This is a genomic window from Bacillus bingmayongensis (genome assembly GCF_000299035.1).
Taxonomy (GTDB): domain Bacteria; phylum Bacillota; class Bacilli; order Bacillales; family Bacillaceae_G; genus Bacillus_A; species Bacillus_A bingmayongensis.
Window position 1 is genome coordinate 1,399,306 of sequence record NZ_JH921517.1, and the last position, 20,152, is coordinate 1,419,457.

Annotated in this window: 20 protein-coding genes and 4 pseudogenes; 20 read left to right on the top strand and 4 right to left on the bottom strand. The window is 33.2% G+C overall.

Features of this window, described 5'->3' with window-relative positions; genetic code table 11:
• The first annotated feature begins 32 nt into the window (after positions 1–32).
• A complete protein-coding gene (locus Y7E_RS0114215; RefSeq protein ID WP_017151930.1) occupies positions 33–1,658 on the top strand; it encodes an ABC-F family ATP-binding cassette domain-containing protein in 1,626 nt (541 codons plus the stop codon).
• Positions 1,659–2,077: 419 nt separating this feature from the next.
• Positions 2,078–4,042 (top strand): lipoteichoic acid synthase, encoded by a 1,965-nt coding sequence (gene ltaS / locus Y7E_RS0114220; protein ID WP_087957903.1) that lies wholly within the window; start codon positions 2,078–2,080, stop codon positions 4,040–4,042.
• 306 nt (positions 4,043–4,348) lie between these two features.
• Here the strand turns inward: ltaS and Y7E_RS0114225 are convergent, their stop codons facing one another.
• The gene (locus Y7E_RS0114225; protein ID WP_026049215.1) at positions 4,349–5,176 is read right to left on the bottom strand and encodes a peptidoglycan-N-acetylglucosamine deacetylase; all 828 of its coding nucleotides are present in this window, start codon (positions 5,174–5,176) and stop codon (positions 4,349–4,351) included.
• Between the two features lie 260 nt (positions 5,177–5,436).
• Here Y7E_RS0114225 and Y7E_RS0114230 point away from each other — a divergent pair, with 260 nt between their 5' ends.
• Positions 5,437–6,132, top strand: a complete 696-nt coding sequence (locus tag Y7E_RS0114230) for a hypothetical protein (protein WP_017151933.1) — start codon at positions 5,437–5,439, stop codon at positions 6,130–6,132.
• A gap of 76 nt (positions 6,133–6,208) precedes the next feature.
• Here Y7E_RS0114230 and Y7E_RS34415 read toward each other — a convergent pair.
• A pseudogene (locus tag Y7E_RS34415) lies at positions 6,209–6,295 on the bottom strand (GNAT family N-acetyltransferase); the annotation flags it as partial.
• 144 nt (positions 6,296–6,439) lie between these two features.
• On the opposite strand from Y7E_RS34415, the pseudogene Y7E_RS34420 reads away from it, so the two are divergent.
• The 10 genes and pseudogenes from Y7E_RS34420 to Y7E_RS0114275 all read left to right on the top strand — a co-directional run.
• Positions 6,440–6,624: pseudogene (locus Y7E_RS34420) on the top strand (DNA alkylation repair protein); the annotation flags it as partial.
• A complete protein-coding gene (locus Y7E_RS0114235; RefSeq protein ID WP_017151934.1) occupies positions 6,621–7,322 on the top strand; it encodes a nucleotidyltransferase domain-containing protein in 702 nt (233 codons plus the stop codon). The pseudogene Y7E_RS34420 and the gene Y7E_RS0114235, both read left to right, overlap by 4 nt.
• Positions 7,323–7,337: 15 nt before the next feature.
• Entirely contained in the window at positions 7,338–7,880 is a 543-nt protein-coding gene (locus tag Y7E_RS0114240; protein WP_017151935.1) for a GNAT family N-acetyltransferase, read from the top strand.
• An 83-nt stretch (positions 7,881–7,963) separates the two neighbouring features.
• Complete coding sequence (locus tag Y7E_RS0114245; protein ID WP_017151936.1) at positions 7,964–9,016, top strand: DUF5105 domain-containing protein; 1,053 nt, start codon at positions 7,964–7,966, stop codon at positions 9,014–9,016.
• Between the two features lie 136 nt (positions 9,017–9,152).
• Positions 9,153–9,653 (top strand): annotated as a pseudogene (locus tag Y7E_RS29865) (N-acetyltransferase family protein).
• 24 nt (positions 9,654–9,677) lie between these two features.
• The gene (locus tag Y7E_RS0114255) at positions 9,678–10,622 is read left to right on the top strand and encodes an alpha/beta hydrolase (protein ID WP_017151939.1); all 945 of its coding nucleotides are present in this window, start codon (positions 9,678–9,680) and stop codon (positions 10,620–10,622) included.
• Positions 10,619–11,134, top strand: a complete 516-nt coding sequence (locus tag Y7E_RS0114260) for a DinB family protein (RefSeq protein ID WP_017151940.1) — start codon at positions 10,619–10,621, stop codon at positions 11,132–11,134. The genes Y7E_RS0114255 and Y7E_RS0114260 overlap by 4 nt, the downstream gene beginning before the upstream one ends.
• A 102-nt stretch (positions 11,135–11,236) precedes the next feature.
• A complete protein-coding gene (locus tag Y7E_RS0114265; protein ID WP_017151941.1) occupies positions 11,237–12,175 on the top strand; it encodes a DMT family transporter in 939 nt (312 codons plus the stop codon).
• Between the two features lie 49 nt (positions 12,176–12,224).
• A complete protein-coding gene (locus tag Y7E_RS0114270) occupies positions 12,225–12,626 on the top strand; it encodes a GNAT family N-acetyltransferase (protein ID WP_017151942.1) in 402 nt (133 codons plus the stop codon).
• A gap of 129 nt (positions 12,627–12,755) precedes the next feature.
• On the top strand, positions 12,756–13,970 hold the full coding sequence (locus Y7E_RS0114275) for a GNAT family N-acetyltransferase (RefSeq protein ID WP_017151943.1): 1,215 nt from the start codon (positions 12,756–12,758) through the stop codon (positions 13,968–13,970).
• A gap of 90 nt (positions 13,971–14,060) precedes the next feature.
• On the opposite strand, the gene Y7E_RS0114280 is transcribed toward Y7E_RS0114275, so the two are convergent.
• Entirely contained in the window at positions 14,061–14,519 is a 459-nt protein-coding gene (locus tag Y7E_RS0114280; protein ID WP_017151944.1) for a hypothetical protein, read from the bottom strand.
• Between the two features lie 503 nt (positions 14,520–15,022).
• Between Y7E_RS0114280 and Y7E_RS0114285 the strand changes: the two genes are divergently transcribed.
• From Y7E_RS0114285 to Y7E_RS34425, 7 genes and pseudogenes are all read left to right on the top strand, one after another.
• Positions 15,023–15,829, top strand: coding sequence for an AAC(3) family N-acetyltransferase (locus Y7E_RS0114285; protein ID WP_017151945.1), 807 nt, complete (start codon positions 15,023–15,025; stop codon positions 15,827–15,829).
• Positions 15,830–15,832: 3 nt separating this feature from the next.
• Positions 15,833–16,546 (top strand): phosphopantothenoylcysteine decarboxylase domain-containing protein, encoded by a 714-nt coding sequence (locus Y7E_RS0114290; RefSeq protein WP_081584611.1) that lies wholly within the window; start codon positions 15,833–15,835, stop codon positions 16,544–16,546.
• 10 nt (positions 16,547–16,556) lie between these two features.
• Positions 16,557–16,835, top strand: coding sequence for an HAD family hydrolase (locus Y7E_RS0114295; RefSeq protein ID WP_017151947.1), 279 nt, complete (start codon positions 16,557–16,559; stop codon positions 16,833–16,835).
• Complete coding sequence (locus Y7E_RS0114300) at positions 16,795–17,268, top strand: tetratricopeptide repeat protein (protein ID WP_017151948.1); 474 nt, start codon at positions 16,795–16,797, stop codon at positions 17,266–17,268. Before Y7E_RS0114295 ends, Y7E_RS0114300 begins: the two co-directional genes overlap by 41 nt.
• A 14-nt stretch (positions 17,269–17,282) precedes the next feature.
• Positions 17,283–18,338 (top strand): hypothetical protein, encoded by a 1,056-nt coding sequence (locus tag Y7E_RS0114305; protein ID WP_017151949.1) that lies wholly within the window; start codon positions 17,283–17,285, stop codon positions 18,336–18,338.
• 114 nt (positions 18,339–18,452) lie between these two features.
• A pseudogene (locus tag Y7E_RS29870) lies at positions 18,453–18,716 on the top strand (alkanesulfonate monooxygenase); the annotation flags it as partial.
• A 143-nt stretch (positions 18,717–18,859) separates the two neighbouring features.
• Positions 18,860–18,952 carry a putative holin-like toxin gene (locus tag Y7E_RS34425; protein WP_001289320.1) on the top strand — a complete coding sequence of 31 codons (93 nt, stop codon included), beginning with the start codon at positions 18,860–18,862 and terminating at the stop codon, positions 18,950–18,952.
• A 249-nt stretch (positions 18,953–19,201) separates the two neighbouring features.
• On the opposite strand, the gene Y7E_RS0114320 is transcribed toward Y7E_RS34425, so the two are convergent.
• Positions 19,202–20,032: an HNH endonuclease gene (locus tag Y7E_RS0114320; protein ID WP_017151951.1), complete on the bottom strand. Its 831-nt coding sequence runs from the start codon at positions 20,030–20,032 to the stop codon at positions 19,202–19,204.
• Positions 20,033–20,152 lie beyond the last annotated feature (120 nt).

Genomic DNA, 20,152 nt, shown 5'->3' on the forward strand with positions numbered 1-20,152 from the left:
GCATATAAAAGTATCAAAATTGGAGGAACCACATGATTACAGTTAGTAACGTAGGATTGCGCTTTGCGGACAGAAAATTATTTGAAGATGTTAACATAAAATTCACACCAGGTAACTGCTACGGTTTAATCGGAGCAAACGGTGCTGGTAAATCAACATTTCTAAAGATTTTATCTGGAGAAATTGACCCATCAACAGGCGATGTACATATTACGCCGGGTGAACGTTTAGCAGTATTAAAACAGAACCACTTCGAATATGAAGAGTTTCCTGTATTAGAAACAGTAATTATGGGTCACACACGTCTTTACAAAGTAATGCAAGAAAAAAATGCGATTTACATGAAAGAAGATTTCAGTGATGAAGACGGTATGCGCGCGGCAGAACTTGAAGGTGAGTTTGCTGAGCTAAACGGTTGGGAAGCTGAATCTGAAGCTGCAATCCTTTTAAAAGGATTAGGCATTGGAGAAGATCTTCATGATAAAAAGATGTCTGAGTTAACAGGGGCAGAGAAAGTAAAAGTATTACTTGCTCAAGCATTATTCGGTCAACCTGACATTCTATTATTAGATGAGCCTACCAACCACTTAGACTTAAAAGCGATTCAATGGTTAGAGAACTTCTTAATGAACTTTGAAAATACTGTTATCGTTGTATCCCATGACCGTCACTTCTTAAATAAAGTATGTACGCACATGGCGGATCTTGATTTCGGTAAAATTCAATTATATGTTGGTAACTATGACTTCTGGTATGAATCAAGCCAATTAGCATTAAAACTAACACAAGATGCAAATAAGAAAAAAGAAGAGAAAGTAAAAGAGTTACAAAACTTCATCGCACGCTTTAGTTCAAACGCATCTAAAGCGAAGCAAGCGACTTCTCGTAAAAAATTATTAGATAAAATTACATTAGATGATATTAAACCATCATCACGCCGTTATCCATTCGTTGGCTTCACACCAGAGCGTGAAGTAGGAAATGACTTATTAACTGTTGAAGGTCTTTCAAAAACGATTGATGGAGAAAAGGTATTAGATAATGTGTACTTCACATTAAACAAAGGTGATAAAGTTGCATTTATCGGACGTAATGATATTGCAATGACAACATTATTTAAAATTCTTATGGGCGAAATGGAGCCAGATAGCGGTTCATTTAAGTGGGGCGTTACAACATCTCAAGCTTACTTCCCAAGAGATAACTCTAAGTACTTCGAGAACAGTGAATATAACTTAGTTGAATGGTTACGTCAGTTCTCTCCACAAGATGAAACAGAAAGCTTCTTACGTGGTTTCTTAGGTCGTATGCTATTCTCAGGTGAAGAAGTAAAGAAAAATGTTTCTGTATTATCTGGAGGAGAAAAAGTTCGTTGTATGCTGTCTAAAATGATGTTAAGCGGGGCAAACGTATTAACACTTGATGATCCAACGAACCACTTAGACCTTGAGTCTATCACAGCATTAAACAACGGTTTAATTGCGTTTAAAGGAACATTGCTATTTACATCTCATGACCATCAGTTCGTACAAACAATTGCAAACCGTATTATCGAAGTGACGCCAAACGGTGTAATCGATAAAGAAGCAACATACGATGAGTTCTTAGAAAATGAAGAACTTCAAAAACAAGTGGATGCAATGTATCAAGGAAAATAATATATTTGATAAACCCCTTGCTCTAAGATTGAAGAGCAAGGGGTTTATTTTTTGTAAATATTCAAGTGTAATTACTATTTTGTTAACATGAATAATTTAGCAGCAACAAATCCAATTGGTAATTTTGGAAATAAGAATGTTTGCGAAGTAGAGTATAAAGGTTTATAGTAATTGTGTCTTGTTGCACGAATGGTTTTTAGATTTTAACGGTGAAAAATGTTACAAATGTATTTCATTAATTAGATATCTAGGTCAACATGTTTCATAAGAAATAGTTGAATAAATAAAAGTTTCAACTTATAATTACTAATATTCTTCACATGGTTAAAGAATTTAGAAGGCTATTTGGAGAGGGCACATTGAAAAAGAGAGATAGACTTATAAAAAATAAGCCTTGGATGATTAAAAGAGGTGGAGAGATGAAACAATTATTGTTAAAGAGTAAGCGTGTGTTAAGTAATCATTTTGGATTTTTTATTTTTGCAGTTATTTTATTCTGGTTGAAAACATATGCAGCATATGTGACAGAATTTAACTTGGGAATATCGAATACACTCCAAAAGTTCTTGCTATTTTTCAACCCGTTAAGCTCAGCTGTCCTATTTTTAGGACTTGCATTATTTGCAAAAGGAAAACGATCTTATATTTGGCTAATTATTATTAATTTGTTAATGACAGCTCTGTTATACGCAAACGTAGTGTATTACCGCTTTTTTAGCGATTTTATTACGTTCCCGACATTAACACAAACAAATAACTTTGGAGATTTAGGTGGAAGTATTTTTGCATTATTACAACCGTATGACCCATTGTATTTCTTAGATACAATTATTTTACTTGCGTTAGTAATAACAAAGGTTGCTAATCCAAAACCAATTCGTGTTGCAAAATATAAATTGTCCCTTGTATTTATCTCAGCAATTTTAATTTTCAGTGTTAATTTAGGTTTAGCGGAATCTGATCGTCCTGAATTACTGACAAGAACATTTGACAGAAACTACATTGTGAAATATTTAGGCGCATACAACTATACAATTTATGATGGGATTCAAAGCATGAAAGCATCAACAGAACGAGCGTTAGCTGATGGAGATAGTATGACAGACGTTCGAAACTATATCGCATCAAACTATGCAAGCCCAAACCCAGATTATTTTGGTAAAGGAAAAGGTATGAACGTTATCTATATTCATTTAGAGTCGTTCCAAAACTTCTTGATTGATTATAAACTGAATGGGCAAGAGGTTACACCATTTTTAAATTCATTTACGAAAGATGCGAATACACTATATTTTGATAATTTCTTCCATCAAACAGGACAAGGTAAAACGTCTGATGCGGAGTTTATGTTAGAGAATTCATTGTTTGGATTACCACAGGGATCTGTATTTACAACGAAATCTCATAATACGTATCAAGCGGCACCGGCTATTTTAGGACAACAAGGATACACATCTGCAGTATTCCATGGTAACTATAAAACATTCTGGAACCGCGATGATGTGTATAAATCATTTGGTTTTAATAAATTCTTTGATGCGACATATTATGACATGAATGACAATGATGTTGTAAACTATGGCTTGAAAGATAAACCGTTCTTTAATGAATCAATTCCATTGTTACAAACATTAAAACAACCGTTCTATACGAAATTTATTACATTATCAAATCATTTCCCTTATCCAATAAATAAGGAAGAGGCGACAATTGAACCAGCAAAAACAGGTGATTCATCTGTAGATACGTATTTCCAAACAGCACGTTATTTAGATGAAGCTGTAAAAAGCTTTATGGATTACTTGAAGCAATCTGGTTTATATGATAATTCCATTATTGTTATGTATGGAGACCATTATGGTATTTCAGATAATCATAATGCAGCAATGTCGCAAATAATGGGTAAAGAAATGAATTCATTTGAAAATGCACAATTGCAACGCGTACCATTAATTATTCGCGTACCAGGTATGCAGGGGGGAGTTCAACATCAATATGGTGGAGAAATTGATGTACTTCCAACGCTACTACATTTACTAGGTACGGATACAAAAAATTATATCCAATTTGGTACGGATTTATTATCACCAGAGCATAAGCAAGTTGTTGCATTCCGTAACGGTAACTACGTAAGTCCGGCCGTTACTGCACTGAACGGAAAGTATTATGATACAAATACAGGAAAACCAGTAGAAATGACGGATGAGATTAAACAAAATGAACAAATGGTTGAGCAGAAACTTAAATTTTCTGATCAAGTAGTAAATGGGGATTTATTACGATTCTATACACCGGAAGGATTTACGCCAGTTGATCGTTCGAAATATAATTATAATCATCGTGATAAAAATAAAACGAAGGTAAAAACTACGCAAGAAGGTTAAACGAATAAATTAACGTTAGTCTCCTTATAAGGATAAATATCCTTGTGAGGAGACTTTTTTATTTTGAAAACATACAGTAATTTCACATACCGTATGGATAGAGTATAATAAATGTGTGAAAAGAGTACAATTATTGCACAATGCAGAAACAATAAATTGGACTTAATTTTGTGGATGAAACAAGATACTATATTAGTAGAAAGTGATTGAAACAATCTTATTGCAAAATTAATAACCTCTATTTTCTAGACGGATAAAAAGAAAAAAAGACTTGATTTTCCTATCACAGAAATCAAGTCTTTTCTATTACATACGCTTATCGTGCCAGAAGTTTAATGGGAAATGTTCATCTTCTTGATAACTTTCCAGTTCATAACCTTTTTCTTTTAGACCTTTAATGATCCCAGGCACTGCTTTTACTGATTGTGGGTGAATATCATGCATTAACACGACTTCTGTCGGATTTGTAGCACCAGCAAGAACATTTTGGACAATTTGTGCTGAGGCAGCATCGACTGGCATTTTATTATATTTCCAGTCTAAAGAGTCAATTGTCCAGTCCCAAACTTTCAAGCCATTTTCAACAACTTTATTGCGGAGCGCTTCATTTAATCCTGGCATTGATCCGTAAGATGGACGAGTTAATATAGGTGATTTTCCGATAACCCCAGCGATTAAGCTTTGATCTTCTTTCATTTCATCTACATAATGTCCCTCTGTATAAAGCTTTTTGTAGTTATGTGTCATACTATGCATGCCAACATAATGTCCTTCATCAAATTCACGTTTTACAAGATCAGGAAATGCTTTAACATTTGCTCCAATAAGGAAAAATGTCGCTTTCGCATCTTCTTTTTTTAGCATTTCTAGAAGCTCAGCAGTGTATTTACCAGGACCATCATCAAATGTTAAGTAAGCGACTTTTCTAACTTGCCCGTTATATTGCTTTGGAGCTTCTTTCGGGGCTAGAGCAGTTTGAATTTCACTTACAAGTTGAACGGATTTCGTTTCATCTTCCGTACTTGCTAAAGCAATATGAGTTGATCCATAAACTGCTTCGTATAAAAATAATACCCCGACGCAAATCAACAATGCTCTCTTTACTAAGGTTGTCATCCTAATTCTATTGTGCATAATTCTCCTTCTCTCTATAATAGTTCTACTCTACTATATTAGCAATTTTAGGTAGGTAAATGCAAAAAAAGATTGTTACAAGTACAAAAATTTGTAAAAAAGATGTAAGATTTTGTTGTTTTTACTGCGAGAATTATTCTTGTTTAGCAGGTTTTTTAAAATAAAAAAAGAAATGGATAATAACAATAATTCATTGATTTTAGAATCTAGATTTCATAATTTTACATATGCATTTAAAAAATGAAAAAGGTGTGATAAAAGTGAAAAAAATAGCTTGTTTACATGCTCATCATTCAAATATTGCATACATAGAAAGTGTATTTGTATCACTTGAGGTGGAATTGCTACATTTTGTAGATCCCATATTGTCGAAGAGGATGGAAAGTGATAAGGGATTTGGAAGGACACAAGCTCAAAGCAAGTTGAAAGATCAGTTGAAATGGATATCAGAAGGTGATATAGATGCAATTTTAATTACTTGTACAAATTATATCACGCTAATACAAGAGGAAGAGTTTTCAATTGTAAAACCGATATTGAAAATTGATGAACCATTCTTTGAAATGCTTTGTAATATTCAAGGGCCGCAAACAATATTATTTACAAATCCTAGTACTGCCCCTGGGACGGTAGAACGTCTGAATCGATATGCACAGCAAAGACAGAAATCTATAGATATTAAACCAATGATTATAAAAGATACTTTTGAATTAATTATGCAAGGACGTAAAGAAGAATATGATGATAGAGTGAGTAAATATATATATCAGATAATGAAAGATGAAAATCAAGCTGTCTCGGTTGCTCAATTATCAATGGTAGATGCTGCTAAAAAGTGTGAGAAGGGAGTAGGGGAGAAAATATTTAATCCATTGGATGGTTTGGCTGAATACAGTCTGAACCGAATAAGATTAAAGGAAAGAGAGTTAAAGGGAAATGTGAGAAGTACAAGATGAAAGTCATCTATCTTTTCAATTCATCTTCTTTTAGGTGTTTAAACCTAAAATCTAATGAGATGCAGACTAAATCTATTTAAGAAAAATGAAGGTCAGTTCCATAGTTAATCAGTTTTAATTTTTTTGTTACTGCTTGTGAAGCGAAATTATCCCGAGAGGTGCTAGAAGGATACGATTCTTTTCTTGCCCCCCTTTGGCCTTAGTTAATAATAATTTCACATACCGTATTTGAAAATAAAAACTAGGAAAATAATAAATAATGTCGAATATATCGTAAGTGCTTATTTAAGGCAAGGAGAACTAACATAAAAAAGAAGCAATAGATAGCGCTCATATTGCGATTGAAATTTGGGATAATAAGCTGGAGCAAATCGCAATCGCAGTTGCACGCATGGTGCTACTTCATGTAAGACACCTGAAGCAGAGGCATATATTAAAAAAGCATACGATAGAGAAATAAACAAAGAAAATGAAAGTAGGAGAACAGCATGAAAGCAATTGACGCTGCACAAAACATTATTGAATCCCAATTTCCAAACTGTGATATTGCTTTATTAGGAGGAAGTGTTGCAAGGGGAGAAGAAACAAAAACGTCTGATCTTGATATCGTTATATTAGATCAAAAACTCCCTTCCTGTTACCGGGAATCTTTTTTTAGTAATGGTTGGCCAGTTGAGGTATTTGTACATAATTTCAAAACATATAAAGACTTTTTTAAAAGTGACTGCAAGCGTGGGAGACCTTCTCTACCACAACTAGTTTCGGAGGGAATTATCTTAAAAGGAACGGTGCAAGTTGTCACGAGTTTAAAACAGGAAGCAGAGCAATTACTAAATGAAGGCCCTGAAAAATGGACAGAAGAGCTTATTAAACAGAAACGTTACTTTATTACGGATGCGTTAGACGATTTTATTGGTGCGACCAAGAGGGAAGAAGAATTATTTATTGCTAATCTTTTGGCTGATTTAGTTCATGAATTTGTACTTAGAGTAAACGGACAGTGGGTTGGCAATTCTAAATGGTTTATTAGGGTGTTAAGGAAATATGATACATCATTTGCAGAGCAATTTGTTGAAGCTTTTGATCATTTTTATAGAACTGGAGAGAAGAAGAAACTGATTGCTTTTGTCGAGAAAACTTTAGAAAACTATGGAGGCAGGTTGTTTGAGGGCTTTTCTGTAGGCAAATAAAAGGGAGATGGAACAATGAATGTACCAGTTATTCAATTAAGGGAGCTTACATTAGACGATGTAGAAGATCGATATCAATGGTCATTGGATAAAGAAGTAACAAAATTTTTAGTTGTACCAGACCAATACCCACCATTTACGCGTGATGAGACAAAAAAATGGATTGAGATGTGTATGACAAGGGAAAATGGGTATGAACAACGAGCTATCCTTACTGAAGATGGTGTGCATATCGGCTGGGTTGATCTAAAAAATTTGGATAAAATGAATAAAAATGCCGAATTAGGAATTGCAATTGGGAATAAAGAATATTGGGGACGCGGATATGGGATTGCGGCGCTATACAGCATGTTGCAAATTGGATTTTATGAATTCGGTCTAGAGAAAGTGTGGCTACGTGTTGATGCGGATAACATAAAAGCGATAAAAAGTTATGAAAAAGCTGGGTTTGTTTGTGAAGGAATTATGAGAAAAGATAGAGTACGAAATGGAACGTTTATTGATAGATATCGGTTTAGTATATTGAGAGATGAATATAAAAATAATATAAATTTTTAAATTTAAGGTACACAAATTGTCATATTATGGTTTATAATTGAAATTAGTTTTTGTTTTTTATTTTACAAAGGGGAGTGGCATAATTGAGTAGCAAAAAATTTATGGCAATTTGTTGTACAACTATTTTAGCAGCAGGAATTCTAAGTGGTTGTAACTCAAAAAAAACAGATTCAAAATCAGAGGCACCAAAAGTAAGTGAAGTAGGGGATACAAGTAAATTAGAAGATGTAGAAATGACATTGGAAAGTGCAGAATTTATCTTGCCTGATCAATACGCTAAACCAGAAAATGATCACGTATTAAAAGTAGAAGTGACGGTAAAAAATAAAGGGGATAAATCATTGAATATTGCTCCAAATGATTTCGCTCTATATCATGATGATAAGAAAATGAAACCATATTTTGGAGCAGATGACTACTTTAATGCGGGAGAGCTTGATAAAGGTAAGTCGATTACTGGAAATATATTTTTTGATGTAACAGATGGTGAAAAGTACGAGCTAGTATATAAAAAGTTTGTAGCAGATTCAAAAAAAGATAAAGAGGAAAAAATAACATATAAGATTGATGGTGAAAAACTAGCTGAAAAAGCAAAAGACCTACAAAAACCTGCGGAAGCGTTAAATGCCTACATAAATGCAGCGTTTTATGACAAAGATGTGGACAAGTTAAAAACTTTAACTGGGGAAGATAGCACTCAATTTTCAACTGATTTTGAAAAAGCGTTTAAACAAACAATGGAAAGCGAAATCGGTAAACAAGTGAATGACGATTTATTGAAAAGTTTATTAGGAAAGATAAAGTTAGCTATTCAAAAAAATGTAAAGTATGAAACGAATGTACTTTCAAATAAAAATGGGAAAGCAAAGGTTGAAATAAAAGCAAAACCAATTGATATTAGTGCATTAGAGTCTAAGATGGAAAGTGAAATGATGAGCTATGCTTCAACAAATCCAAATGCCACAGATGAACAAATTCTTAATCAGGTATTTGTTATTTATGAAAAATTGTTACAGGAGGTAACAGCTTCTAGTATAGAAGAAAAAGTTGAGGTTGAAATGGAGAAACATGGTAAAAACCAATGGAAATTAAATCCTACATCTACTGACGGTATGGATCGTGTTTTTATGAAATAATGTATTAATCAATGAATTACACATATTATTAGAATAGGATAATCAATTAAAGATGATATAGAGAGAAAACAAAAATATGGGTTAAACCTGCTAATATAGCAGGTTTTTCTTTTTAATTATGAAAGGGTGTTTAAAGATGATTCGAATTTTATCTGATCTTGATGCGGTACAATATTGGAATTTACGCTTACAAGCACTACTAATGAATCAAGAAGCGTTCGTGACAACTTATGAAGAAGCAATACAAAAAGAAAATCCAGTTGAACAGGTTTCTCAAAATTAAAATTCAAAAACTAGTTACACACTCGGTGCTTTTAATGAAGAGAATCAACTAATCGGTGTAGTAACGTTACTAACGGAACAAAAAACAGCATATAAGCATAAGGGACATCTTGTTGCTATGTATGTAGATCATCAAAGTAGAGGGAAAGGCTTAGCAAAAGGCTTAATTCGAGCGTTAATTGAAAAAGCAAGAGAACTAAAAATAGAGCAAATTAGTTTAGGGGTTGTTTCAGATAATGAAGCAGCAAAAAAACTGTATCAATCAATGGATTTTACAACGTATGGTATAGAAAAAAAGGCACTAAAAATGAACGGTATATATCGTGATGAAGAGCATATGGTTTTATTTCTCTAAAAGTATATTCAAAAGGAGTATCTAATGTTTAAAAACAAGAAGCGTATTGCTTTGTTTATCACCTTAATTGTTTTTATTGCTAGTGTACTGTACCAAGCTATTTGTGTAAATAATTATACAGAAGTGCCTGGTAAGATAATTGAAGTTAACAATCATGATATGCACATTTTTACAACAGGAAAACGTGAAGATAAACCAGCGATAGTTATGACAGCAGGAAGCGGAACGACTACACCATATGCAGATTTTTATCCACTGTATAATAAGTTAGAAAAAGAAAATAGAGTAGTTGTATATGAGCGACCTGGCTACGGATACAGTGAACAAACAGAGGAAAGTAGAGATATTGATACAGTTGTAAAAGAATTGCATGCATTATTAATAGAGTATGGTGAGAAACCTCCCTTTATATTAGTAGGACATTCAATGGGAGCATTAGAAAGTATTCGGTATGCACAATTATATCCAAATGAAATTGCTGGATTAGTTTTTATCGATGGAATTAGTCCAGAATACGCGCAGAATTTTAATATGGATATAGGTATGAAAGTTAGTTGGCACACAATGAATATAGCTAAAAATATCGGAATATTGCGTGCATTATCGTTGTTTGGAATCATGGATAATGTATTTATAGATATCCCTAATTTACCGAAAGAATTACAGGAACTTAAAGTTTCGATGGCTCTTAAAAATACAAACAATCGAAATATGAAAGAAGAATTAAATTGGATGAGTAAAAACGGTAAAAAGATAATAGAAAATGGGAATTTAGGAACCCTGCCAGTATTACAATTTTCCGCAACAAATAATGGCTATGAAAATTGGGAGAAAACACAGAATGAACTGTTAAAAATATCTTCACGAACGGAACAGATTATATTTCCAAGTACAAATCATTATATTCATCATGAACAGGCAAATGAGATTAATGAAAAGATAAAGAGTTGGATGGGAGAATTACAATGAAAGATTTATATTTAGAAAGGGACATGAACCCGCACGTTGCAATATTATATGCTACTATAAGTGACACATTTAAAAGATTAAGAGATTTAGTAGAGCATGTAGGAAAAGAAGAATTATATTACAAAGGGCCCGCTAATGATGAGAATAGCATTGGCAAATTACTTCAGCATTTAGCAGTTGTAGATTTACACTGGGTATATCGCTTGAAAGGTGCGCAGGTTCCATTAGTACTACAAGAAAAATATGGTCCTATGCTTGATGAAAAAGGAGAATTACCTAAAATAACAAAAGGTACTTTGCGGGAGTTAATGCAAGACTATCAAGACGTTCAAGATATGTTTTACGGTGAATGTATGAAACTAACAGAAGTAGACTTGCTGCGGGAAGTAGATTATGAAAATGGTGAAACTGCTACAATTAGGTGGGGGATATGGCATATAGCTGATCATAATCGGTATCATCAAGCTCATATAATTCGATTACGGAAATTGTACCAGTATGATTTGCAGTAAATATATAAAGATACTATTTATAGTATGAAATTTGTGAATTTTATTTTAAATAAATTGTATTCTGTTATATAGTAGAAGAAAAACTGTATAAGGGGTTTTAGGATGAAAGCAATTGCAGCGGGGGTATTGGCATCGTTTTTCTTTGCCTTTACATTTATTTTAAACCGAGCGATGGACTTACAAGGGGGAAGCTGGATTTGGAGTGCATCGTTACGATATTACTTTATGGTTCCGCTACTTTTAATTATTGTCATGTATAGGGGGAACTTAAAGCAACTCTTTCAATATATGAAGAGTAATCCAAAAGAGTGGTTGTTATGGAGTATTATTGGTTTTGGTCTTTTTTACGCACCGCTTAGTTTTGCAGGTGCATTTGGACCGGGGTGGCTTGTAGCTTCCACATGGCAAATTACGATTATAGCAGGGATTTTATTAACGCCATTATTTGCAACGAATACACTACATAAAAAAATTCCAATGAAAGAATTGATGATGTCTGCTGTCATCTTATTTGGTGTTGTTCTTATGCAAGTAGAACATGCTTCTTCTTTAGGGATTCGTGAAACCGTTTTATGTGTGGTTCCTGTAATCGTTGCAGCATTTGCTTATCCACTTGGAAATCGAAAAATGATGCAAGTATGTAAAGGTGAGTTAGATGTCTTTCAACGAGTTCTTGGAATGACACTAGCAAGTTTACCATTTTGGTTTTTATTATCGGGCTATGAAGTTTCCACAAGTGGGTTACCATCAAGTGATCAAGTTTTTCAATGCTTCATCGTGGCAATTAGTTCAGGTTTAATTGCTACTGTATTATTTTTCTATGCAACCGATCTTGTAAAGGATGATCCACAAAAATTAGCCACTGTAGAAGCGACACAATCAGGTGAAGTATTATTTGCATTACTAGGAGAATTAATTTGGCTATCTGCTCCGTTTCCATCATCATTATCATGGATTGGAATGAGTTTAGTTGTGGTTGGTATGATATTGCATAGCTATGTTGCCGTGGTTATGAAAAAGGAAGAAAAAATTAGTGCATAAAAAGATGATCAATTTGATCATCTTTTTATGTTGCAAGGGAGAGATTAGTATGTTGAAGGGTGGACAAAGTAGCGCAAATGAGTATATTAGTAAGTTATTGAAATATGCAGTTGGATCCCAGGAAGTAAGTCTACAAAAAGCAATAAGATTCTATGAAGAAAATAGAAATACTACACTATATCAGTATAAGGAACTAGGTTGTATTGGTATGGAATTCTTTGCTGAAAAACAAGCTAGAATATGCCATATAGCAGTTTTACCAGATAATCGCAATAAAGGAGTTGCTTTTGAAATGATAAAGAAAGTGATATATATGCATGAATTAACGTATATAGAAGCAGAAACAGATTGTGAAGTAGTAGAATTTTACAAAAATTGCGGATTTACTATTACAAGTTTGGGAGAGAAGTATCCAGGTGTAGAAAGGTTTCACTGTTATTGGGTGAAATAATAGGAATGTTAATGTGAGAGTGCAGTCTTTATGATGCTATATGCTTGTTTTCATTAACTTTTGTATATACTAACTAAATGATAAAAATAATATGATATTTTAGTTTATGTTACAAAGGAGCATATGAAGATGAGTAAGAGGTATTATAAAGGTTTGATTATGAGGCCTATTAAAGAAAGTGAAGTAGATCAGTTTTCAAACTTAATGAAATATGTGTTTCAAGTTTCTAAAAAGATGATTAATGATGAAGAGAAAATGGTCCAAAAGAAAAGCCATCAATTAAAACCAGGGACTGCTTTAGGATGGTTTGATAATAATAAATTAATTTCGCAAATTGTTGTTTTGCCTTTTCAAGTAAATATTCATGGCGTGATTTATGAAATGGGAGGCGTTACTGGGGTTGGCACATATCCAGAGTATGCAGGGCATGGATTAATGAATTCGCTAATGAAAGAAAGTTTAAAAACGATGAGAGAAAACGGACAATATATTTCGTATTTGTTTCCTTATTCAATTCCTTATTATCGAAAAAAGGGTTGGGAAATTATATCTGATATTATCGAATATCAAATTAAAGATACACAGCTTCCAAAGTATCGTGGCAACATTATGGGACGGGTTAGAAGGGTAGGACTGAAGAGTAAAGAAAAAGAAGAAATCTATCATGCGTTTGCAAGAAAAACAAATGGGGCAATGATTCGAAATCCCATTGCGTGGGAAGAGCGATTTCGCGAAGAAACAATTGATTTGCAATTAGCGGTTTACTACACGGATGAAGATATACCGCACGGATATTTATTTTATCGTGTCCTTGAGGAGAAGTTTTATATAGAAGAAATGATTTACTTAAATGAAGAGGCGAGAAGGGGATTATGGAATTTTATTAGTGCACATTTTTCAATGGTGTATTATGTAAAAGGAAAAACATGCGTTCATGAACCGGTTGCTTTCTTACTTGAAGATAGTGAAATTAAACAAACAATCGCACCATACTACATGGGAAGGGTGGTTGATGTAGTTGGTTTTTTAAAGCAATATCCATTTAAAGATGCAGAAATAGAAAAATTAGTTTTACATATAGATGATCCTATATTGGAGTGGAATAAAGGAACTTTTATTTTAGAATGGGATGATGAGAAACGGCTACGAATCATATATGAGAAAGAAAAAAATGATATTGATGGGATAACTTTAACGATTCAAACATTAACAACAATGTTATTAAGTTATAAAAGTCCTGCATTTTTATATGACATTGGAAGGATAAAGGGAAGTCCTGAATTAATAGAGGTACTTGAGAATGTAATTCCCGATTCACCACCATGCTTTTTTGATTATTTTTAAATTTATAGTAATTTTAAATGAAAATGCTCTTTCTATGCAGTTGATTGATTTATTTTCGACCGCATAGAAGGAGCATTTGTTCTATAAGTTTTATTTTTTGTCTTGTTGTGATGTTGTATTTTCAGTCTGTTTTATTTCAAAAATCTTTTTACCATCTTCATTTACAATGTCCACAGTGTCTCTCAATTTATTAACACCGATATACATAACGGGATTTTTATCTGTACCTTTCTCTTTTTCCACATGTAATACAATAACTGATTTGTTCTTTTCATCTTTTACTTCTTTTACTGTGATTTTATCATTCTTATATTTTTCTCCAAAAGCTAAAAATATCATCATTTTTCCTTCGCTTATTCTTTCTGTTGAATAATGAACCATTGTTGGATCTTCTTGTGCTTTTTCATATAGATTTGTTGGGCCGAAGCCACCTTCACCGTATCTAGATTTTTCTAAAACCCAATAATTTTCATAGTCACTTGTAAAAAGAGTACATCCACTTAATCCGATAATCCCTAATATGAAAAAACTCAATATATATTTTTTCATTGTAGCCCCCATTAATTTGATTAATTTATACAATTATACCATAAATTAACTTTTTGTTTATTTTTTGTTCCGCTAAGCTCATTGTAACAATTCCCTGGTATAGCAATGCTGAATACAAATATCTAGTTGAACATATGGTGTCATCTCCCTTGAAAATAGACTAAGAAAGACCTTTTATGTATTTTGACGCTATGCAAGAGTGTGATAGTCCTTCATAATTCTTCTTTTTATAGACTGACTAGTCGGTTTTGTTGTATAATATTTACCATAATAATACAAGTGTATATGGAGCAGTGGTCTAGGATGCAAAAGAAAGTGACAGTAGTACTGGCGATAAATCAGTTTAATATTAAATTTTCCTAAGTCAGTATTAACAGAATTTTTTAGGAGTTCTCTTCGTCGTTTGGATTAAAAATTAAGAAAAATATGATAATATATTGATGAGATTTAAAATTCAATTTGATAGTTTATAAGCGTGGAGAGAACTTTATGGGGGAGTAATCATGAAAATCAATGACATAGTAGCGGAAACACACTTACCAAATACAATTGAAACCATATCGAATGATTTACAGGCATTAGGACTTAAAAAAGGAATGACAGTAATTGTTCATTCATCTCTAAGTTCAATTGGCTGGGTATCTGGCGGAGCTGTTGCGGTAGTGGAAGCTTTAATGAATGTAATTACAGAAGAGGGCACAATCATTATGCCAACGCAAACATCGGATTTGTCTGATCCAAAAAACTGGGTAAGACCACCCGTTCCAGAAAATTGGTGGCAAATTATCCGAGATAACGTCCCGGCGTTTCATCCGGATGTAACCCCAACACGAGCGATGGGGAAAGTTGTAGAGTGTTTCCGTACATATCCAAATGTAAAACGTAGTAATCACCCATTAAATAGTTTTGCTGCTTGGGGGAAAAATGCAGAAGCGATTATATCAGATCATTCACTTTCAATTAGTTTTGGAGAGCACTCACCACTAAAGAAAATATATGATTTAGATGGATATGTATTGTTGATAGGTGTAGGCTATGATTCTAACACATCAGTTCATTTATCTGAAATCCGTACAGGGGCACGTGAGCTAGTGAAAGTTGGAGCGCCAATTATAGAAGATGGTACAAGATTATGGAAAGAGTTCGATGAAATGGACTATGATTCTGACTTGTTTGTTGAGATTGGAAAAGAGTTTGAACATACAATCGCTGTAACAATTGGTAAAGTTGGAAATGCAACGTGTAGATTAATGAAACAACGAGAAATTGTTGACTTTGGTGTACAATGGTTTCGTTCGAAAAATAAGTAAGGGATGGTTATGATGAAGGGGAAAAAGATTTTAATTACAAGTGGTGGCTGTTTAGAGAAATGGGATCAAGTACGCGGTCATACAAATTTAGCAAAAGGTACAATTGGGAGAATGCTTGCTGAAGAAGCGATGTCAAAAGGTGCGCATGTCATTTATTTACATGGTTATTTTGCTGAAAAACCGAATCCTATAAACGCTCAATTAGAGTTGCATCCATTCGAAGGTATTATTGATTTACAAGATAAAATGAAAAGTATCATTACACATGAGAAAATCGATGGAGTGATTATGGCCGCTGCTGGGTCAGATTGGATTGTGGAAAAAATCTGTGATCAAGAAGGAAATACGCTTGATATGAATGGAAAGATTTCAAGTGATGTAGCGCCAATTATTCATTTTCAAAAAGCACCTAAAATATTAAAACAAATTAAACAATGGGATCCGGAAACGGTATTAGTCGGATTCAAACTTGAAAGCGATGTCAATGGGGCGGAGCTAATTCAACGTGCAAGTGAAAGAATGGGGCAGGCGAAAGCGAATCTTATGATAGCAAATTCTCCGCATTCGTTATATTCGCATGCAGCTATTCATCATGTAATTGAGGAAGATGGAAATGTTTGTTTATGTGAAGGAAAAGATGAAACAGCGAAAGAGATTGTAAACAGGTTAGAACATTTATGGAATCGCGTAGAAGAGGGGAGCTTGAGTAGTTTATAAAAAGGGAGAGGTGTTCAGGTTTTTTGAAAATGCTGTATTAAATTGGTGTAAGAAACGTGGGATTAATACAAAACAAGTAATGGCGTTTGGCGATGATTGGAATGATATTGGTTTATTTAAAGAATGCGGTTATCCAATTGCGATGAGCATTACTATTTTCGAGTTGAAAGAATTAGCAATAGAGGTAACGAATAGTAATAATCAAGATGGTGTAGCGCGTATTCTGAAACAGATAAGGAGTGAACCGTATGGAACAGTTACTAAAGCAAGCGATTCAATTTCGGGATGAAAAGAAATATGAAGAATCAAGAGACATTTTAATTGGTTTAGCGAACTCAACCCAAGATCCAGAAATTTTCTACCAATGTGCATGGACACACGATGCGATGGGGCTTGAAACAGAAGCTGTTCCATACTACGAAAAAGCAATTTCCAATGGACTTACTGGGGAGTCACTCTGCGGTGCATACATTGGGCTTGGGAGTACATATCGCTCTATCGGTGAATATGATAAAGCGATTGTTACGTTAGAGGATGGACTTAAACAGTTTCCAAATAATGATGCAATGAAAGTCTTTCTTTCAATAGCGAAATATAACGTAAAAGCGTATGAAGAAGCAATGAAATTATTGATTGAAACTGTTGTAAAACTAGAAAACGTAAAAGAGTATGAAGGGGCTATTTTGTTTTATAAAGATCATTTGCATAAGATTTTCAAATAAAAAGGAGGGAGTGCATGAGTGATTCAATTTCGCGTAAAAGAAGAAATATTTCGATTTGCTTTATAGCTTTAATTGTAATATCAAATTATCTAGCATATACACTTCCTATTGCACCCGCTGTACCGAAGGAGATGGTACTAGGCTCTTTGTTAGATTTTCTTATTGTCATTCCAGTCATTACGTATTTCTTTATCATACGTAAAAGCTATTCGTTAACTTATATATTTCCAGTTGTAATAGCAGGCTATATTGCTGCAAGATTCGTTATTCCAAGCGATTATTTACTGTCGTTTTCTTTTGTTTCTTATATTTTAGTTGCAGGGGAAATTGCTTTTTTATGTTTAGAGCTATTTATATTGTATAAGATTGCGAGAAAACTACCTCAGGTTATTAAGATGTATAAAGAATATAAATTAGAATTTCCAATTTTCTCATATGCAATTGATAAAGCATTCGATGCCGTACTAACAAGAAACGTAGCGGTAAATGTTATTGTATCAGAATGTAAATTACTATACTATGCTTTGTTTTCTTGGCGTACAAAATCTTTAGAAAATAAAAGCACTTTTTCATATCATAAAAAAACAGGGGCAATTGCATTTTATATCATGTTAATTCATGCAACATTAATTGAAAGTATTGGATTTCATTATTTACTTCATCAATGGAATCCAGTCTTAGCTTGGATTTTACTCGTTTTAAACATATATGGAATTGTATATTTTATAGCTGAGATACAGGCCATTCGCAAAAACCCATATATCTTGACAGAACAAGAAATTATTATTCAAGTTGGATTAGGTAAGAAAATTGTTGTACCATTTGCTCAAATAGAAGAAATTACATTTTATAAAGGTGATGTATTAACTAAAGAAGAAAAAGAAGTATTTGAAGCAACTATAATGGAATTTATTAAAGAACCAGCTACATTTGAAATAAAGTTAAAAGCACCATTAAAAGCACAATTACTATATGGATTTTCTAAGACAGTGAATCGTGTACATGTAAATGCGGATGATGAGCGAAAATTCTATGAAGCGATTGTTGAAAAATTAGAACAAGATAGATGATGTAAATATAGGTAGAAAGTAGTATCGGGTGATGAAGTACATGTGCAAAAGAAGCTGCTAATTTTGTGAAATTAGCAGCTTTTTTGATTCAACAGGTAGCGAAGTCTTTTGTGAAATCTATGGTATGGAATTGGATTAGTATGTGGCGGAGCAGCAACTGCACTAGTAGGAGATCCAAATACTGTAGCTGAGAGAATAAAAGGATACGAAGCTTTAGATATAGATACATTTGTTTTATCAGGATATCCACACTTAGAAGAAGCTTATCAAGTGGCAGGATTATTATTTCCACTCTTGCCTCTATTAAACAATGAGACGAAGCAAAAAGATAAAATTGTTGGAGAAATGATAACGGACGCATATGCATTAGAAAAATAGAAAGAAAAGAATAAACCAGCAGGCTAGAAGCTTGCTGGTTTTCATCGTAAACGATTAAAAAATATGGTAAAATTAAGAGGTAACTTATGGTATGGTTGGTTGTTCAATTATCACTTCTCCGGATAGAAGGGAGGTGATAATAAGTGAGTGAAATTGCGTTATTACTGCAAGGCGGATTATTTCTCGTTGCATTGTTAACGTTTGTTGTCGTATTGATTGACAAGCTCAAAAAATAACAACCCACCTATGCCAATAGAATGTGGGTTGTCTCGTTTGTAAGAAACAAATAGGATAAAAGAACAATCCAATCTGCTAAGTTACATGGACTGGTGTGTAGCCGCACACTAGTCTTTTTTATTTATATACAATTTATAATTGTTTTATGTGATTGTATTGTTCTTTTCATACTCATTATAACATAGTGTCTTTTCATCAAGAAAGGAGACCGTATGTTCTTGTTTTGAATTGTTTTTATTTAACTATGATTAAATACGAGTAGTTTTTGTACTCTTTTGTTTAAATAATTCATCCATGTATTGTTTTAAATTCTCAATATAGAATTCTTGCTTTTCTACATCGTTCACTCCAACAATTGGAGATGGAAGTTGATATTTTTTTCTAGAAAGATGGACAACAATATCAAAAATATCAAATAGACGAATGAAGCAGAATAGACCATCTTTGTCACTTAATAAAATAAAGTAGTGATTATCACTAGTTGTATTAAGGGTATTCCACAATGAGCTTTTACTTAAATCACGAACAATGCTTCGTTCTTTTAATTCGATAAAGTCAACATTAGATATAATAGTAGAAATATCAATCGCATCTGGATCATTAAAGTAACCGTCAATTGTATGTACTGCGAATGTATAAGCCATTTTTAAAATACTCATTTTATATTTACGGTTATCTAAAAGTAATTCACGTTGAATTGAGCTTGCTACTTTCGTTACGCGTTCTTCTTTCCAAATTTCATTATGTAATGAAATATCATGTTTTTTACATAGTTTCATAATTAACTCGTTAGAATAGTATATTTCGTCGTTTGTTTCAACTTCTTCAGTTTCTGCTGCAGCTAATTCTTGACCATATTCATTCGTATAAAGAGGAGAATCAATTTGTTGTTTCATTTGTTCGATTTTATATTGAATTAGTTTATGCCGAATTAATGGTCGATCAACGTTTGTTGTGAGATGTTCATAACAAGTATCACAAATTGAATTTGTAAAATAATATCCACATAAAATCTCTGGGATGACATGCTGTTCACTAAGTTCTTTCGTTTCTTTTCTGCAAATAATACATTGCGTCATTTTTATCACCTTTTACCTACAAATTTGTATGTAATCTCATTGTAGTGTATTTATTAGCATTTTGGAACATTGAAGATGAAAATAGCGTGTAAAATTCACTGATGTTTTGATACAATATAG

What these genes read in the sequence shown, in the direction of transcription:
- Y7E_RS0114215 (WP_017151930.1), top strand. Translation starts at nt 33, where the DNA reads ATGATTACAGTTAGTAACGTAGGATTGCGCTTTGCGGACAGAAAATTA.
- ltaS (WP_087957903.1), top strand. Translation starts at nt 2,078, where the DNA reads ATGAAACAATTATTGTTAAAGAGTAAGCGTGTGTTAAGTAATCATTTT.
- Y7E_RS0114225 (WP_026049215.1), bottom strand. Translation starts at nt 5,176, where the DNA reads ATGCACAATAGAATTAGGATGACAACCTTAGTAAAGAGAGCATTGTTG.
- Y7E_RS0114235 (WP_017151934.1), top strand. Translation starts at nt 6,621, where the DNA reads ATGAAAGCAATTGACGCTGCACAAAACATTATTGAATCCCAATTTCCA.
- Y7E_RS0114240 (WP_017151935.1), top strand. Translation starts at nt 7,338, where the DNA reads ATGAATGTACCAGTTATTCAATTAAGGGAGCTTACATTAGACGATGTA.
- Y7E_RS0114255 (WP_017151939.1), top strand. Translation starts at nt 9,678, where the DNA reads ATGTTTAAAAACAAGAAGCGTATTGCTTTGTTTATCACCTTAATTGTT.
- Y7E_RS0114260 (WP_017151940.1), top strand. Translation starts at nt 10,619, where the DNA reads ATGAAAGATTTATATTTAGAAAGGGACATGAACCCGCACGTTGCAATA.
- Y7E_RS0114265 (WP_017151941.1), top strand. Translation starts at nt 11,237, where the DNA reads ATGAAAGCAATTGCAGCGGGGGTATTGGCATCGTTTTTCTTTGCCTTT.
- Y7E_RS0114270 (WP_017151942.1), top strand. Translation starts at nt 12,225, where the DNA reads ATGTTGAAGGGTGGACAAAGTAGCGCAAATGAGTATATTAGTAAGTTA.
- Y7E_RS0114275 (WP_017151943.1), top strand. Translation starts at nt 12,756, where the DNA reads ATGAGTAAGAGGTATTATAAAGGTTTGATTATGAGGCCTATTAAAGAA.
- Y7E_RS0114280 (WP_017151944.1), bottom strand. Translation starts at nt 14,519, where the DNA reads ATGAAAAAATATATATTGAGTTTTTTCATATTAGGGATTATCGGATTA.
- Y7E_RS0114285 (WP_017151945.1), top strand. Translation starts at nt 15,023, where the DNA reads ATGAAAATCAATGACATAGTAGCGGAAACACACTTACCAAATACAATT.
- Y7E_RS0114290 (WP_081584611.1), top strand. Translation starts at nt 15,833, where the DNA reads ATGGTTATGATGAAGGGGAAAAAGATTTTAATTACAAGTGGTGGCTGT.
- Y7E_RS0114300 (WP_017151948.1), top strand. Translation starts at nt 16,795, where the DNA reads ATGGAACAGTTACTAAAGCAAGCGATTCAATTTCGGGATGAAAAGAAA.
- Y7E_RS0114305 (WP_017151949.1), top strand. Translation starts at nt 17,283, where the DNA reads ATGAGTGATTCAATTTCGCGTAAAAGAAGAAATATTTCGATTTGCTTT.
- Y7E_RS0114320 (WP_017151951.1), bottom strand. Translation starts at nt 20,032, where the DNA reads ATGACGCAATGTATTATTTGCAGAAAAGAAACGAAAGAACTTAGTGAA.